This is a genomic window from Pseudomonas sp. FG43 (assembly GCF_057809175.1).
On sequence record NZ_JBMDJL010000007.1, the window covers coordinates 153,622 to 168,162 of the forward strand.

General features: G+C 56.9%; 15 protein-coding genes. 8 read left to right on the plus strand and 7 right to left on the minus strand.

Annotated features, from left to right (window positions below; all coding sequences use genetic code 11):
- Positions 1–9: 9 nt before the first annotated feature.
- Positions 10–369: a DUF805 domain-containing protein gene (locus tag ACODS3_RS10950; RefSeq protein WP_489034233.1), complete on the plus strand. Its 360-nt coding sequence runs from the start codon at positions 10–12 to the stop codon at positions 367–369.
- A gap of 69 nt (positions 370–438) precedes the next feature.
- Here the strand turns inward: ACODS3_RS10950 and ACODS3_RS10955 are convergent, their stop codons facing one another.
- Together ACODS3_RS10955 and ACODS3_RS10960 are read right to left on the minus strand one after the other, a co-directional pair.
- Positions 439–1,251, minus strand: a complete 813-nt coding sequence (locus ACODS3_RS10955) for an MlaA family lipoprotein (RefSeq protein ID WP_201019292.1) — start codon at positions 1,249–1,251, stop codon at positions 439–441.
- A complete protein-coding gene (locus ACODS3_RS10960) occupies positions 1,244–2,542 on the minus strand; it encodes a serine/threonine protein kinase (protein WP_200999790.1) in 1,299 nt (432 codons plus the stop codon). Before ACODS3_RS10960 ends, ACODS3_RS10955 begins: the two co-directional genes overlap by 8 nt.
- A 1,134-nt stretch (positions 2,543–3,676) precedes the next feature.
- On the opposite strand from ACODS3_RS10960, the gene ACODS3_RS10965 reads away from it, so the two are divergent.
- From ACODS3_RS10965 to ACODS3_RS10975, 3 genes are all read left to right on the plus strand, one after another.
- Positions 3,677–4,531, plus strand: coding sequence for a glycine betaine ABC transporter substrate-binding protein (locus tag ACODS3_RS10965; protein ID WP_201019291.1), 855 nt, complete (start codon positions 3,677–3,679; stop codon positions 4,529–4,531).
- A gap of 211 nt (positions 4,532–4,742) precedes the next feature.
- Positions 4,743–5,054, plus strand: coding sequence for a DUF485 domain-containing protein (locus tag ACODS3_RS10970; protein WP_200999788.1), 312 nt, complete (start codon positions 4,743–4,745; stop codon positions 5,052–5,054).
- A complete protein-coding gene (locus ACODS3_RS10975; protein ID WP_201019290.1) occupies positions 5,051–6,709 on the plus strand; it encodes a cation acetate symporter in 1,659 nt (552 codons plus the stop codon). The genes ACODS3_RS10970 and ACODS3_RS10975 overlap by 4 nt, the downstream gene beginning before the upstream one ends.
- Before the next feature lie 69 nt (positions 6,710–6,778).
- Here ACODS3_RS10975 and ACODS3_RS10980 read toward each other — a convergent pair whose 3' ends face one another.
- Positions 6,779–6,937, minus strand: coding sequence for a DUF3309 family protein (locus tag ACODS3_RS10980; protein ID WP_122314699.1), 159 nt, complete (start codon positions 6,935–6,937; stop codon positions 6,779–6,781).
- 312 nt (positions 6,938–7,249) lie between these two features.
- Here ACODS3_RS10980 and ACODS3_RS10985 point away from each other — a divergent pair, with 312 nt between their 5' ends.
- From ACODS3_RS10985 to csrA, 4 genes are all read left to right on the plus strand, one after another.
- A complete protein-coding gene (locus tag ACODS3_RS10985; RefSeq protein ID WP_489034237.1) occupies positions 7,250–7,627 on the plus strand; it encodes a DUF2784 domain-containing protein in 378 nt (125 codons plus the stop codon).
- Between the two features lie 104 nt (positions 7,628–7,731).
- On the plus strand, positions 7,732–8,547 hold the full coding sequence (locus tag ACODS3_RS10990; RefSeq protein ID WP_489034239.1) for an SDR family oxidoreductase: 816 nt from the start codon (positions 7,732–7,734) through the stop codon (positions 8,545–8,547).
- Between the two features lie 89 nt (positions 8,548–8,636).
- Complete coding sequence (locus ACODS3_RS10995) at positions 8,637–8,969, plus strand: YnfA family protein (protein WP_304574494.1); 333 nt, start codon at positions 8,637–8,639, stop codon at positions 8,967–8,969.
- A 167-nt stretch (positions 8,970–9,136) separates the two neighbouring features.
- Positions 9,137–9,340, plus strand: a complete 204-nt coding sequence (gene csrA, locus ACODS3_RS11000) for a carbon storage regulator CsrA (protein ID WP_201019286.1) — start codon at positions 9,137–9,139, stop codon at positions 9,338–9,340.
- Positions 9,341–9,343: 3 nt separating this feature from the next.
- Here the strand turns inward: csrA and ACODS3_RS11005 are convergent, their stop codons facing one another.
- The 4 genes from ACODS3_RS11005 to ACODS3_RS11020 form a co-directional block, all read right to left on the minus strand.
- A complete protein-coding gene (locus tag ACODS3_RS11005; RefSeq protein ID WP_489034242.1) occupies positions 9,344–9,571 on the minus strand; it encodes a YheU family protein in 228 nt (75 codons plus the stop codon).
- A gap of 106 nt (positions 9,572–9,677) precedes the next feature.
- Positions 9,678–10,874, minus strand: a complete 1,197-nt coding sequence (locus ACODS3_RS11010; protein WP_201019284.1) for an osmoprotectant NAGGN system M42 family peptidase — start codon at positions 10,872–10,874, stop codon at positions 9,678–9,680.
- Between the two features lie 101 nt (positions 10,875–10,975).
- Entirely contained in the window at positions 10,976–12,724 is a 1,749-nt protein-coding gene (gene ngg, locus ACODS3_RS11015) for an N-acetylglutaminylglutamine synthetase (protein ID WP_201019283.1), read from the minus strand.
- A 3-nt stretch (positions 12,725–12,727) separates the two neighbouring features.
- The gene (locus ACODS3_RS11020; protein WP_489034244.1) at positions 12,728–14,500 is read right to left on the minus strand and encodes an N-acetylglutaminylglutamine amidotransferase; all 1,773 of its coding nucleotides are present in this window, start codon (positions 14,498–14,500) and stop codon (positions 12,728–12,730) included.
- Positions 14,501–14,541: the final 41 nt, after the last annotated feature.

A 14,541-nucleotide genomic window follows, 5' to 3' on the forward strand; every position in this document is an offset into this window, starting at 1 on the left:
GAAGCAGGAATGAATCATCTGTATAACGGGTTTGCAAAAACATTCGATTTCAGTGGCCGGGCGTCAAGGATGGAGTTATTCGTCTTCGCCCTGCTTTGTAGCGTGCTTTTCGCGGTGGCAGTGGCGATTGATCACAGTACCGACTGGCTTTATCCGGAGACAGGTATAGGGGGCACGACCGTTCTCCTGTCATTGGCCATGTTCATGACCAATCTCTCTTTGACCGTCAGAAGGCTGCACGACATCAATCTCAGCGGCTGGTGCGTGCTGGTTGGCCTTATTCCAATCCTGGGCCCGCTGGCCCAGATATCCTTGCTGTTCTTGCCGGGCACCGACGGTGCGAACGACTACGGTCCGGCACCGCACTGAAGTTTGAAGGTGTTATGAAAAACGCCCGACCCGGTAACCCGGGCCGGGCGTTTTTGATTGCCGCATTCGTTACTCGGCAATCTGCAACTTGCGCGATTCGGTGTAGACGTAACGCACCTTTTCGTACTCGAACGGTGAGTTCAGCTGTCCGTAACGGAAACTGGTGACATAGCGGCGGTCAATGGCGCGCAGCAGGGTGATTTCCGGGTGGTCGCTGCTGACTTCGGCCACGTTCAGGAAGTTGATCTGGGTTTCTGCGGCATAGTCGAATACCAGGCCGCCGGTGTCACGCAGGTTCGACGGGCCGAACAGCGGCAGCACCAGATAAGGACCAGAAGGCACGCCATAGAAGCCCAATGTCTGGCCGAAGTCTTCGGTCTGGCGCGGCAGGCCCATCATGGTGGCCGGGTCCCACAGGCCGGCGATGCCGATTGTGGTATTGAGCAGCAGACGCCCCGTGGTTTGCATGGAACGCTGGCCTTTGAACTGCAACAGGCTGTTCAGCAGGTTGGACACATCGCCCAGGTTGCTGAAGAAGTTACTTACGCCGCTGCGCACGAAGCCCGGTGTGATGTAGCGGTAACCGTTGACCGTCGGCAGGAAGACCCACTCATCGAAACGGTAGTTGAAGTGGTAGACCCTGCGGTTCCAGGATTCCAGCGGGTCGTAGACTTCCAGGGCATTGATGGAGGCGCGCTCGAATTCGCGCTGGTCCAGGCCGGGGTTGAACTGCAGCGATTTCAACGGCTGGGTAAAACCATCGGCATCGAGCTGGCGTGTCACGGTGGCCGGATGCTGTGCTTTATTGCTGGTGCCCACGTCAGCGGCCTGGGCAGTACCTGCACACAATACGGCAGCAAGGAGTAAAAGACGTTTAGCCACGGAAGAACTCCAGCATGGCGTCACTGTTGACGCGGTAATTGATGTTGCCGCAATGGCCGCCGTATGGATAAACGGTCAGGCGATCACCGAAAGTCTTGCGCAGGAAGCCCAGGTCACCCGAGCCCAGAATCACGTCGTCGGCGTTATGCATGACCGATATCTTGGTGCTGCTGTGCAGGTAATCCTTGAGTGCATACAGGCTGACTTGATCCACGAGCTGCAACAGGCTGCCACCATCGGTACGGGCACGCCACATGGGGATGACCTGTTCGGTCAGGTAACAGTCGAAGTCGCATTGCATGGCGCGCTTGAGGAATGGCGTCAGGCTGGTGCCTTCGGTAATCGGGAACTTGGGCGGTGTGATCAGACCGCGACGGTTGATCAGGTCGGAGGTGAATGCAATGTCGGCCGACGAAAAGCGGAACGAGGTGCCGATCAGCATTGCCATCTGTTCATTGGTCAGGTGCTGCTTGGACTGCTGGAAGTCATAGAGCAGTGCATCGTTGAGATCGATATAGCCTTTCTGCCGGAAGTAGCGCGTCAGTTTGGCCAGCACCAGCTCATAGAACGTGGTGGTGTCGTTGATGCCCTTGACGTTGGTCTGTACCAGCTTGTCCAGATTGGTGATGGACGTATAAAGGTTGACTGGCGGGTTGAGCAGCAGGACTTTCTTGAAGTTGAAGCTGCGGCGGGTTTCGTCCAGTTGGCTGACGAAAGCGGCATTGAGTGCTCCAAGGCTGTAACCGGTCAGGTAATACTCGGTCACCGGCAGTTGCGCCTGTTGGGCGCGGATGGCTTGCATCACCCGGTACAGGTCTTCGGCATCCTCTTTGGATATCCCCGGCGTGGCAAAACGCGAAGCGGAACTCATGAAGTCGTAGCTGGTAGGCGAGGACAGCTGTACGACGTGATAGCCCGCGCCGTAATACAGCTTTTTCAGGAACTCATTGAGCGTGCTGTTATAGGGCGCGCCGGTACCGGCAATCAGGAAGATCAACGGTGCTGCATGGTCTTGCCTGGCCAGGCGATAGCTCAGCTTTTTTACGGCCCAGAAATTGTCCGGCAGCGTGAACTCGCGCTCCGGGTGCAGATTGAGCGTGTAGACGTCCTGATCGATATCTTCGTCGTCAGGCAGGTCGGGACGCATGTCCGGTGGCGTGGTCGCAATCGTTGCTTCAAACGGATTAGTCAGCGGGTAGCCATAGGTGGCGGGATCAATGTTGGTCGCCAGAGCGGACGCACTCAAACATAAGCCACCAAGAACGGTAGCAAAGCGCAGAAAACGGAGCATGACTAAATCCCTTGGGAAAGAAGTGCTGGTGAGATACGCAGGCTATGACCACCGGTGTAGTGCCAAAGTGCCGTATAAACATGCGAACCTTTGTAAACCCTGCGAAACAATACACGTTCTATGGAGCCTGGAATGTGCGTCCGTGCTTTTTTGTTATTTTTATGTCGGAAAGGGGGGAATGGCGTGTGTCTGTCTTGCAGCTTGCAGCTGAGAAGCCAAAAACACGAAAGGAGAGCCTAAGCTCTCCTCCAATGTATTTTTGCCTGCTCTTTTTATTTTTATAGGGCGGCCTGTTCTTGTTTTTGGCGACCTGTCCCTTTACTGCGTTCTTGTGTGATCCCCATTCGGGATCAAGAGCAAACGTATTTTTTTGAGCGCTGATTTGCTTTAACCATGGGTCTGCACAACGTCATGGTCCATCCGGTACGGGAAGCTACCTGAAGGTAGTTTTATTGTTCTCTGTCCGGTTGCGAGGCCTCTCGTTCAAGAGGTCCCTGTAAAGCCGATCCACTCCAAAAAAATCTGTTAGCTGCGCCTCTGTCCGTGTTGTTCTTGTTATGTCAGAGCCGTTTCGTCTTGTTCTTGTTGGTTTGCTACTTGTTTTTATTCTTGTTGTACCGAAGAGATAGCAGAAGCTGTGCCAACTTTTTAAAGTCCTTTAAAAACAAAGGCTTGAAAAAATCAGTCACGAGGGGAAGGCGAGAAGGGCAGTGCGGTTGTTTCCGTGTTACCCGTCTTGAGCAATGTGCGGTAACACATCCTGTTTCCTTGTTCGCAGTGAACCAGAACAGGGCAGTGGCAGGTTGATGGCTTGCGGTCCTGCAACAGGACGATGGACGTTGCATTTTCTGTTTCATGCAAAAACCGGACGGCTTTTCAGGTTTTTTTCGTGGGCATTGTCGCTGATGGCTGGGTGATGTCGTTTCCCGGTTCCTCCGTGTCGCTGACAGAGCATGTCTGATCATTGAGCCGGTTGATTATCGAGAGGTCGATGTGATGCCTGTCATGGCGGGCGAGCACGACTTAAACGTGTAGGGCGCAGCTTGCCCCAAAGCCGGGCATGAAGGGCGATCCTGAAAAACAACGTTAATGCAGCCCGACACCCGTCGGTGCGCAACTTCCGGGGAAGTGATGATGAATATGCGAAAAATTCTGGGGGCAGGTGCCGCTCTGGTACTGGCCGTCAGCTCCACGCTGGCCATTGCTGAAACCAAGACATTGACCATCGGCTACGTCGAAGGCTGGTCCGACAGTGTCGCTACGACTCATGTAGCCGCCGAAGTGCTCAAGGCAAAACTGGGGTATGACGTCAAGTTGCAATCCGTTGCGGCCGGGATCATGTGGCAGGCGGTTGCCACCGACAAACTGGACATGATGCTGTCGGCCTGGTTGCCTGGCACCCATGGTGAGTACTACACCAAATACAAGGATCAGGTCGTGAACTACGGCCCGAACTTCAAGGACGCCAAGATCGGCCTGATCGTGCCGGAGTACGTCAAGGCCAAGACCATCGAAGACCTCAAGACCGATGAGTCCTTCAAGAAAAAGATCACCGGTATCGATGCTGGCTCAGGTGTGATGCTCAAGACCGATCAAGCCATCAAGGACTATGGCCTGGAGGGTTACAAGCTGCAGGCCAGTTCGGGAGCCGGGATGATTGCCGAACTGACCCGTGCCGAGAAACGCAAGGATTCCATCGCCGTGACCGGTTGGGTACCGCACTGGATGTTTGCCAAATGGAAGCTGCGCTTTCTTGAAGACCCTAAAGGCGTATACGGCGCGGCAGAAACGGTCGACAACGTTGCCAGCCTGAACCTGGAGAAGAAAGCACCTGACGTCGTTGCCTTCCTGAAAAAATTCCAGTGGGAATCCAAGGATGAGATCGGTGAAGTGATGCTGGCGATTCAGGATGGTGCCAAACCTGATGCTGCGGCGAAGGAGTGGGTGGCCAAGCACCCTGAGCGTGTGGCTGCATGGACCGCTAAATAACGCCAAAGCGTCTGTATCAGGTCTATCAAGGCCATCTGTCGTTCTCGGCAGATGGCCTTTTGTTTGTCCGGGGTTGATTGGCTCCTGCGAAAGTCTCTTGAAGTGCTTCAATGATTAATGTCGTTCTAATACTAAGGTCGTCTGGAGTACGTGCCGGACCTGACTAAAGTTGATGGCGTGACAACTCATCTGTGCTGCGAGGACAAAAACAATGAACGACAGCATTTACCTCTCGATTCAAAACAGCCCGCGCTTCAAGGAGCTGGTTTCCAAAAGAGAGCGTTTCGCCTGGATTCTCTCGGCGATCATGCTCGGGCTCTATGCCGCATTCATTCTCATGATTGCGTATGGGCCTCATATTCTGGGAGCCAAGATCAGCGCGACTTCGACCATTACGTGGGGCATGCCGATAGGGGTCGGCCTGATCATCTCGGCTTTCATTCTGACGGGAATCTACGTACGCCGCGCCAACGGTGAGTTCGACGAACTGAACAATGCAATTCTCAAGGAGATTCAGCAATGATCCGTCGTCTCTCCGCGGCCTTGGGCCTTGCAGCATTCGCACCCGCTCTCATGGCAGCAGACGCCCTTACCGGGGCGGTGCAGAAGCAGCCTTTGAACGTACCGGCGATCATCATGTTCGTCATGTTCGTGGCGTTCACCCTCTACATCACCTACTGGGCATCCAAGAAAAACAACTCGGCGTCCGACTACTACGCGGCAGGCGGCAAGATCACCGGTTTCCAGAACGGTCTTGCGATTGCAGGCGACTACATGTCGGCGGCGTCCTTCCTGGGTATTTCCGCACTGGTTTACACCTCCGGCTACGATGGCCTGATCTACTCGATCGGCTTCCTGGTGGGCTGGCCGATCATTCTGTTCCTGATCGCCGAACGCCTGCGTAACCTGGGCAAGTACACCTTCGCCGACGTAGCGTCCTATCGCCTGAAGCAAAAAGAGATTCGCACCCTGTCCGCCTGCGGTTCGCTGGTGGTGGTGGCGTTCTACCTGATTGCCCAGATGGTGGGTGCCGGTAAACTGATCCAGCTGTTGTTCGGTCTGGATTACACCGTGGCGGTGATTCTGGTCGGTATCCTGATGTGCCTGTATGTGCTGTTCGGCGGCATGCTGGCGACCACCTGGGTACAGATCATCAAGGCAGTGATGCTGCTGTCGGGTGCCTCGTTCATGGCGCTGATGGTCATGAAGCACGTCAACTTCGACTTCAACCAACTGTTCGCCCAGGCGGTCGCCGTTCACCCTAAAGGTGAAGCGATCATGAGCCCTGGCGGTCTGGTGAAAGACCCGATCTCGGCGTTCTCCCTCGGTCTGGCACTGATGTTCGGTACTGCTGGTCTGCCACACATCCTGATGCGCTTCTTCACCGTGAGCGATGCCAAGGAAGCCCGCAAGTCGGTGTTCTACGCCACCGGTTTCATCGGCTACTTCTACATCCTGACTTTCATCATCGGTTTCGGCGCTATCTTGCTGGTCAGCACCAACCCTGCGTTCAAGGATGCAGCAGGTGCCTTGATCGGTGGTAACAACATGGCGGCGGTGCATCTGTCCAACGCGGTAGGTGGCAGTCTGTTCCTGGGCTTCATCTCGGCGGTGGCGTTCGCCACAATCCTGGCTGTGGTTGCAGGCTTGACCCTGGCCGGTGCGTCGGCAGTGTCCCATGACCTGTATGCCAGCGTGATCAAGAAAGGCAAGGCCAACGAGAAGGATGAGATCCGCGTTTCCAAGATGACGACTATCGCCCTGGCGGTCGTGGCCATCCTGTTGGGTATCGCCTTTGAAAGCCAGAACATCGCGTTCATGGTAGGCCTGGCGTTCTCCATCGCCGCAAGCTGCAACTTCCCGGTCCTGCTGCTCTCCATGTACTGGAAGAACCTGACCACCCGTGGCGCCATGATTGGCGGCTGGATGGGCCTTGTCAGCGCTGTGGTGCTGATGGTGCTGGGTCCGACCATCTGGGTGCAGATCCTGCACAACCCGAAAGCCATTTTCCCGTACGAGTACCCGGCGCTGTTCTCCATCATCATCGCCTTCGTCGGTATCTGGTTCTTCTCCATCACCGACAAGTCCAAGGCAGCAGACGACGAACGTGCCCTGTTCTATCCGCAATTCGTCCGCTCGCAGACTGGCCTGGGTGCCAGCGGTGCGTCGTCACACTAAGCCCACGTTTCATCGGCAATAAAAAAAGCAGCCCGTTCGGGCTGCTTTTTCATTGGGTGACCGATAAGGTCATATCCTGCCAAGCAATACCAGAACCAGCAGAATGATCAGGATCGTACCGACAACACCCGACGGGCCATAACCCCAGTTACGGGAGTGCGGGAAGACCGGCAGACCACCGATCAGTATCAGAATCAGAACGATGATAAGAATCGTGCTTATGCCCATGATGAGTTCCTTCTTTCCGTGAGTGTTGAATGACGTGTGCAGTTAAAACGCTTACCAGTCGGTATGAAATTTTCACTGCTTGAATTATCCGACTGTTGCGATTCTTGAAAGGTTCTGAATATTTCAAGGAATTTTTAATTATTAAAAAATGCTATGTATTTCAATGTGTTGAGTGTTTTTTGTAGAAGGTGTTTTACCCTGTTTAAAGGGGTGATTATTATTGAACTTTTCAGGTTTTATATGACGCACGTCCTGTTTTATGGATAAATGGTCAGCCTGAAAATAATTGAACTTTTATACGGTACGATTCTCATGCTTTATCGATTCGCGGCCGATGCCGTTGTCGTTTTTCATCTGTTGTTCATTGTCTTCGTTCTGTTTGGCGGCCTGCTCGTATTGCGCAGGCCCTGGATAGGGTTTCTTCATGTCCCGGCCATGGTGTGGGGAGCTTCGGTGGAGTTCTTTCACCTGTATTGCCCGTTGACGCCTCTGGAAAACGCCCTGCGTCAAAAGGCCGGTATGCAGGGGTATGACGGCGGCTTTATCGAGCATTATCTGATTCCTCTCATCTACCCGGCGGCGCTGACGCCTCAGATCCAGTTGTGGCTGGGTGCTGTTGTGGTGTCGATCAATGCTGCGATCTATGGCTGGCTGCTGATCCGCTTCTTGCGTCGTCTCAGGCAGACATGAGCCTCAGGTTTGCCTTGGGCATTCAGCGTCTTGATGGTGGCATTACAGACCGTCAGCTGTGATTACACTCCAGCCAACGTCCTGCAAACCACAAGGCACTCTCTATGCAAAATCGCATCATGATTACTGGCGCGGGCTCAGGTCTGGGCCGTGAAATTGCACTGCGCTGGGCTCGCGAAGGCTGGCGTCTGGCATTGTCCGACGTCAACGATAGCGGTTTGCAGGAAACCCTGGCGTTGGTACGCGAAGCCGGTGGCAATGGATTTACCCAGCGCTGCGATGTGCGCGACTACAGCCAGCTCATGGCGCTGGCGCAAGCCTGCGAAGAACGCTTCGACGGCATCGATATCATCGTCAACAACGCCGGTGTGGCGTCTGGCGGTTTCTTCAGTGAGTTGTCCCTGGAAGATTGGGACTGGCAGATCGCGATCAACCTTATGGGGGTGGTCAAGGGCTGCAAGGCATTCCTGCCGATGCTGGAAGCCAGCAAGGGCAGGATCATCAATATCGCCTCCATGGCGGCCTTGATGCAGGGGCCGGCCATGAGCAATTACAACGTCGCCAAGGCGGGCGTAGTGGCGCTGTCGGAAAGCCTGCTGGTGGAATTGAAGGAGCAGGAAGTCGGCGTACATGTGGTGTGCCCGTCGTTCTTTCAGACCAACCTGCTGGACTCCTTCCGTGGCCCGACACCTGCGATGAAAGCCCAGGTTGGCAAGCTGCTGGAAAGCTCGCCGATCACCGCCAGCGATATTGCCGATTACATCTTCGAGGAAGTGGCCAAGGGCGAGTTCATGATCCTGCCCCATGAGCAGGGCCGTGATGCCTGGACACTGAAGCGCAAGCATCCCCAGGCGCTCTATGACGAAATGACGACCATGTGCGCCAAGATGCGCGCCAAGGCCCGACAGACGAAGACCTGATTCTTTGTCAGCCAGGGCTTCATGGCCGATCAGGAACGCCTTTTTCTGATAGGGTGCCGCCATTCAAGCCCTGACTGACGAGACTTCCCGTGCTCAATTACTTCTGGTTTTTCCTTGCGGCCCTGTTCGAGATCTTCGGTTGTTATGCGTTCTGGATGTGGTTGCGCCAGGGCAAGACGGCCTTGTGGGTGATACCGGCCCTGATCAGCCTGACGGTGTTCGCGCTGTTGCTGACCCGTATTGAAGCGGCCTATGCCGGACGTGCCTATGCGGCTTATGGCGGGATCTACATCATTGCTTCCATAGCGTGGCTGGGAGTGATCGAGCGGATTCGGCCCTTGAGTACCGACTGGCTCGGTGCTGCGTTGTGCGTCATCGGTGCGACGATCATCCTGCTGGGGCCACGCTGGTCGGCGTCCTGAGCGTCTGCAACCAGCATTTTTCCTACTCGTCAGGTCTGCAAGTAAGACGTTTCCGACAGCGTGATCTGTTGGCATTGAAGGACGTTACTGATTTACCGCAGCCTCATTGAAGCGGCCTTTTCAGGGGCGCACTCTGCACTCTTTGCAATAACAAGAGAGTCGGAAAAATGCTGGTATTGACGCGGGAAATTGGCGAGTCATTCTCCATCGGTGACAACATCACCGTGCAAATCCTCGGTGTGAACGGCAATCAGGTCAGGCTCGGAATCGACGCCCCCAAAGACATCAAGATCCACCGTGCCGAAGTGTTTCGACGCATAGCCAGAAAGCTCTCGCAGCAGGAGGCCGCTCCCGAGTCGCCAGCGGCCTGAGCCTCAGTCGAAGTATTCCTTGGGCACATCATGCCTGGGCATCAGTTGGCACTGCTGGCTTTCGAGATCAAAGAAAATCACCGCCTGACCTTTGCTCAAGGCATGACGTACGCGCAGCACGCGGGTTTGCAGAGGTGTTTCATCGCCATTGTCCGTACCGTCGCGGGTCACGAAGTCTTCGATCAGGCGGGTGAGGGTGTCGGGTTCAAGTTGGTCGTAAGGGATCAGCATGCTGGTTCTCGTATCGGTAGCCCGCGATGATAGGCCTCTTCGCGACTGAAGTCGCTCCTACGCATACCGTGGTAGGAGCGAATTCATTCGCGAAAGGCCAGGAACCTCAAACCTCTTCGCGATTCTGCCCGATCAGGCTATCCACCGGTGGCACACGGGTGTCGGACTCCATCTGTGCATCGTGTTCGATCTGATGACTGAAACGCTCCAGTGAAGTCTGTGCCGGTTTGGCGTCGCTGGCGAATACCGGTGGGCTGAGCATGTAGGCACCCAGCAGTTTGCTCAGGGCCGCGAGGCTGTCGATATGCGTGCGCTCGTAACCGTGGGTGGCATCGCAGCCAAAAGCCAGCAACGCGGTACGAATGTCATGCCCCGAAGTCACGGCCGAATGGGCATCGCTGTAGTAATAGCGAAACAGGTCGCGGCGCACAGGCAATTCGTTCTCCACGCCCAGATGCAGCAGATGCCGCGACAGGTGATAGTCGTAAGGCCCGCCCGAATCCTGCATCGCCACGCTCACGGCATGTTCGCTGGAGTGCTGGCCGGGTGCGACCGGCGCGATATCGATGCCGACAAACTCGCTGACATCCCAGGGCAGGACGCCCGCTGCACCGGTACCGGTTTCCTCGGTAATGGTGAACAGTGGGTGGCAATCGATCAGTGGTTCCTCACCGCTGTCGACAATCGACTTGAGTGCCGCCAGCAATGCGGCCACGCCTGCCTTGTCGTCCAGGTGGCGGGCACTGATATGGCCGCTTTCGGTGAATTCCGGCAGCGGATCGAAGGCCACGAAGTCACCGATATTGATCCCCAGCGATTCGCAGTCGGCGCGGGTCGTGCAATAGGCATCCAGGCGCAGCTCGATATGTTCCCAGCTGATGGGCATTTCATCCACGGCGGTATTGAACGCATGACCGGACGCCATCAGCGGCAATACGCTGCCACGGATCACGCCGGTATCGGTGAACACGCTGACCCGGCTGCCTTCGGCAAAGCGGCTTGACCAGCAGCCGACCGCCGCCAGTGCCAGACGTCCGTTGTCCTTGACCTCGCGAACGGTCGCACCAATGGTGTCCAGATGCGCAGAAACCGCGCGGTCGGGGCTGTTCTGCTTACCTTTGAGCGTGGCGCGGATGGTGCCGCGCCGTGTCAGTTCAAACGGGATGCCCAGTTCTTCCAGGCGTTCGGCGACATAGCGCACGATAGTGTCGGTAAAACCCGTAGGGCTCGGAATGGCGAGCATTTCCAGCAGTACTTTCTGCAGGTAGTTCAGATCCGGATCGGGGATTTTCTCAACAGGCATGGAGGGAGCTCCTTAAAGCAGTTGCAAGCTTCAAGATGCAAGCTGCAAGTGGGGTAGCTGCCCTTACTTGTAGCTTGACGCTTGAAACTTGCAGCTATGGTTCAACCATGCACAGGCAGGCTGTGCGGAAACAATAGGTCGACAAAACGTTCGGCGGTGGGTTGTGGTTCGTGGTTGGCGAGTCCGACGCGCTCGTTGGCTTCAATGAAAACGTATTCGGGCTGGTCGGCGGCAGGCACCATCAGGTCCAGGCCCACTACCGGGATGTCCAGCGCCCGTGCGGCACGCACTGCGGCGTCGCTCAGCACCGGATGCAGGATTGCAGTGACATCCTCAAGGCAGCCGCCGGTGTGAAGGTTGGCGGTGCGACGTACGGCCAGGCGCTGGTCCATTGGCAGGATGCTGGAGTAGTCATGGCCTGCGTCGCGTACCGTGCGTTCGGTTTCCTCATCCATCGGGATCTTGCTTTCGCCACTGGTTGCGGCAGAGCGACGGCGGCTTTGAGCTTCGATCAATTGCTTGATGGTGTCGCGACCGTTGCCAATGATTTCCGCAGGACGGCGAATCGCAGCGGCCACCACTTCAAAACCGATGACCACGATGCGCAAGTCCAGACCTTCATGGAAGCTTTCCAGAATCACGCGGGTGTCGAACTGACGGGCGCGCTCGATGGCTTCCTGCACTTCATCGAAGGTGCGCAGGTCCACGGCAACCCCTTGACCTTGCTCGCCATCCAGCGGCTTGACCACGATCCGCCCGTGTTCTTCAAGGAACGCCAGATTGTCATCGGCGCTGTCTGCCCGCTGTTGAGCAGGCAGGCGCAGGCCGGCTGCCTTGAGGGCCCGGTGGGTCAGGCTCTTGTCCTGACACAGCGTCATGCTGACCGCGCTGGTCAGATCGCTCAGCGATTCACGGCAGCGAATGCGGCGTCCGCCGTAACTCAAGGTAAACAGCCCGGCATCGGCATCATCGACCTGCACATCGATACCGCGCCGGTGCGCCTCTTCGACGATGATCCGTGCGTAGGGATTGAAATCCGCCTGAGGGCCAGGGCCCAGGAACAGCGATTCGTTGATGCCGTTCTTGCGCTTGATGGCAAAGGTCGGCAGGTTGCGAAACCCCAGCTTGGCATACAGCGCCTTGGCCTGATTGTTGTCGTGCAGTACCGACAGATCGAGATAGCTCAAGCCACGGCTCATGAAATGCTCGATCAGATGACGCACCAGCACTTCGCCCACGCCGGGACGTGTGCATTGCGGATCGACTGCCAGGCACCACAGGCTGCTGCCGTTTTCCGGGTCGTTGAATGCCTTCTGATGATTCAGGCCCATGACACTGCCGATCACCGAGTTGCTGCTTTCATCCTCGGCCAGCCAGTAGACGGGGCCGCCCAGGTGGCGTGGTGTCAGCAGGGCAGGATCGATGGGCAGCATGCCGCGCGCGATGTACAGGTTATTGATGGCCTGCCAGTCGGCCTCGTTCTGCGCCCGACGGATGCGAAAGCCCCGAAAGACACGCTGCGCCGGGCGATAGTCACTGAACCACAGCCGCAGCGTATCGGACGGGTCGAGGAACAACTGCTGCGGCGACTGTGCCAGCACTTGCTGGGGCGCCGCCACATACAGCGCGATATCGCGTTCGCCGGGTTTTTCGTTGAGCAGTTCCTGGGCCAGCGCGGTCGCGTCGGGGTAGGTATGGCCAATCAACAAGCGGCCCCAGCCGCAGTGCAGCGCCAGTGGTTCGTTATCCGGCTGGCTGCCGTCTTCGGCGAAGCGTGCTTGCAGGCGTTCATAGGAGGGCGACTGTGTGCGCAACAATCGTTGGCTGTAAGCCGTCGCATTGTGTTTCATCGATCAGAGTCCTTGTTCGCTGAGCCACAGATTCAGCGCAGCCAATTGCCACAGCTTGGAGCCGCGTAACGGCGTGAGTTGGCCCTGAGGGTTGGTCAACAGCGTGTCGATCATCGCCGGGTTGAACAGGCCTCGATCCTGGCTGGAGTCCAGCAGCAGCTCGCGCACCCAGTTGAGGGTGTCGCCCTGCAAATGCTTGAGGCCCGGCACCGGGAAGTAACCTTTCTTGCGATCGATCACCTCGGAAGGGATGACCAGTCGCGCCGCTTCCTTCAGGACATGTTTGCCGCCATCCGGCAGTTTGAACTTGCCGGGGATGCGTGCAGACAGCTCAACCAGACGATAGTCGAGAAACGGTGTCCGTGCTTCCAGGCCCCAGGCCATGGTCATGTTGTCCACCCGTTTGACCGGGTCTTCAACCAGCATCACGGTGCTGTCCAGACGCAGAGCCTTGTCCACGGCAGCCGTTGCGCCAGGCTGGGCAAAGTGATCGCGTACGAAATCACCTGCCGCGTCAGTGGCGGTCAGCCATTTGGTTTGTACGGTGGCGGTGTATTCGTCGTAGCTGCGGTCCACGAACGCTGCACGATAAGCGGCCACCGGGTCGCTCGCGCCATCGACCTGCGGATACCAGTGATAACCGGCAAACAGCTCGTCCGCGCCCTGACCGCTCTGCACAACCTTGCAGTGCTTGGCCACTTCCCGTGACAACAGATAGAACGCGATGCAGTCGTGACTCACCATCGGCTCGCTCATGGCCCGGAAGGCCGCAGGCAATTGCTCGATGATCTCGCTTTCCTGAATACGCAACTGATGGTGACGAGTGCCATAGTGTCTGGCGATCAGGTCCGAATACTGGAACTCATCCCCGCGCTCGCCACCGGCATCCTGGAAACCGATGGAAAAGGTCGACAGGTCTTCGACGCCGACTTCACGCAACAGACCCACCAGCATGCTTGAATCGACGCCGCCGGAAAGCAGCACGCCCACATCCACCGCCGCACGCTGACGAATCGCTACCGCTTCGCGGGTGCTGTCCAGTACGCGGTCGCGCCAGTCTTCCAGGGTCAGATTCTGCTCGTCGTCATGGGGGCCGTAAGGCAGACGCCACCAGGTTTGCTGCTCGATCTTGCCGTTGGCCTGAATGCGCATCCAGCTGGCTGGGGGCAGTTTCTCGACGCCGGCCAGCAGCGTGCGTGGTGCAGGCACCACGGCATGGAAATTCAGATAGTGATTGAGGGCGATCGGGTCGAGCATCGGGCTGATATCGCCACCCTTGAGCAGGGCCGGCAGCGTCGATGCAAAACGCAGGCGCTTGTCGGTATGCGACAGATACAGCGGCTTGACGCCCAGACGGTCGCGGGCAATGAACAACTGCTGGGTGTCGCGCTCCCAAATGGCGAACGCAAACATGCCATTGATCTTGGGCAGCATATCAACGCCCCAGGCGTGATAGCCCTTGAGCAACACCTCGGTGTCGCCACCGGAATGGAACTGATAACCCAGCCCTTCCAGCTCGTCCCGCAGTTCGGGGAAGTTGTAGATGGCGCCGTTGAAGGCCATGGACAGGCCCAACTGACTATCGATCATGGGCTGTGCCGAACCGTCGGACAGGTCCATGATCTTCAGCCGCCGATGGCCCAGGGCAATCGGCCCCTGACTATGAAAGCCCCAGGCATCCGGGCCGCGTGGCGCCAGATCATGGGTAATGCGTTCAACAGCGGCAAGATCCGCTGGTTGTTGGTCGAAACGTAATTCACCTGCTAATCCGCACATAATTCCTTACCGGGTTTCCGTTGGGGAGGTGACCGAAAAGT

Coding starts and splice junctions, on each gene's coding strand:
- ACODS3_RS11005 (WP_489034242.1), bottom strand. CDS start 9,571: ATGCTGATCCCTTACGACCAACTTGAACCCGACACCCTCACCCGCCTG.
- ACODS3_RS10980 (WP_122314699.1), bottom strand. CDS start 6,937: ATGGGCATAAGCACGATTCTTATCATCGTTCTGATTCTGATACTGATC.
- ACODS3_RS10965 (WP_201019291.1), top strand. CDS start 3,677: ATGAATATGCGAAAAATTCTGGGGGCAGGTGCCGCTCTGGTACTGGCC.
- ngg (WP_201019283.1), bottom strand. CDS start 12,724: ATGAAACACAATGCGACGGCTTACAGCCAACGATTGTTGCGCACACAG.
- ACODS3_RS10975 (WP_201019290.1), top strand. CDS start 5,051: ATGATCCGTCGTCTCTCCGCGGCCTTGGGCCTTGCAGCATTCGCACCC.
- ACODS3_RS10960 (WP_200999790.1), bottom strand. CDS start 2,542: ATGCTCCGTTTTCTGCGCTTTGCTACCGTTCTTGGTGGCTTATGTTTG.
- ACODS3_RS10950 (WP_489034233.1), top strand. CDS start 10: ATGAATCATCTGTATAACGGGTTTGCAAAAACATTCGATTTCAGTGGC.
- ACODS3_RS10990 (WP_489034239.1), top strand. CDS start 7,732: ATGCAAAATCGCATCATGATTACTGGCGCGGGCTCAGGTCTGGGCCGT.
- ACODS3_RS10985 (WP_489034237.1), top strand. CDS start 7,250: ATGCTTTATCGATTCGCGGCCGATGCCGTTGTCGTTTTTCATCTGTTG.
- ACODS3_RS11010 (WP_201019284.1), bottom strand. CDS start 10,874: ATGCCTGTTGAGAAAATCCCCGATCCGGATCTGAACTACCTGCAGAAA.
- ACODS3_RS10970 (WP_200999788.1), top strand. CDS start 4,743: ATGAACGACAGCATTTACCTCTCGATTCAAAACAGCCCGCGCTTCAAG.
- ACODS3_RS11020 (WP_489034244.1), bottom strand. CDS start 14,500: ATGTGCGGATTAGCAGGTGAATTACGTTTCGACCAACAACCAGCGGAT.
- csrA (WP_201019286.1), top strand. CDS start 9,137: ATGCTGGTATTGACGCGGGAAATTGGCGAGTCATTCTCCATCGGTGAC.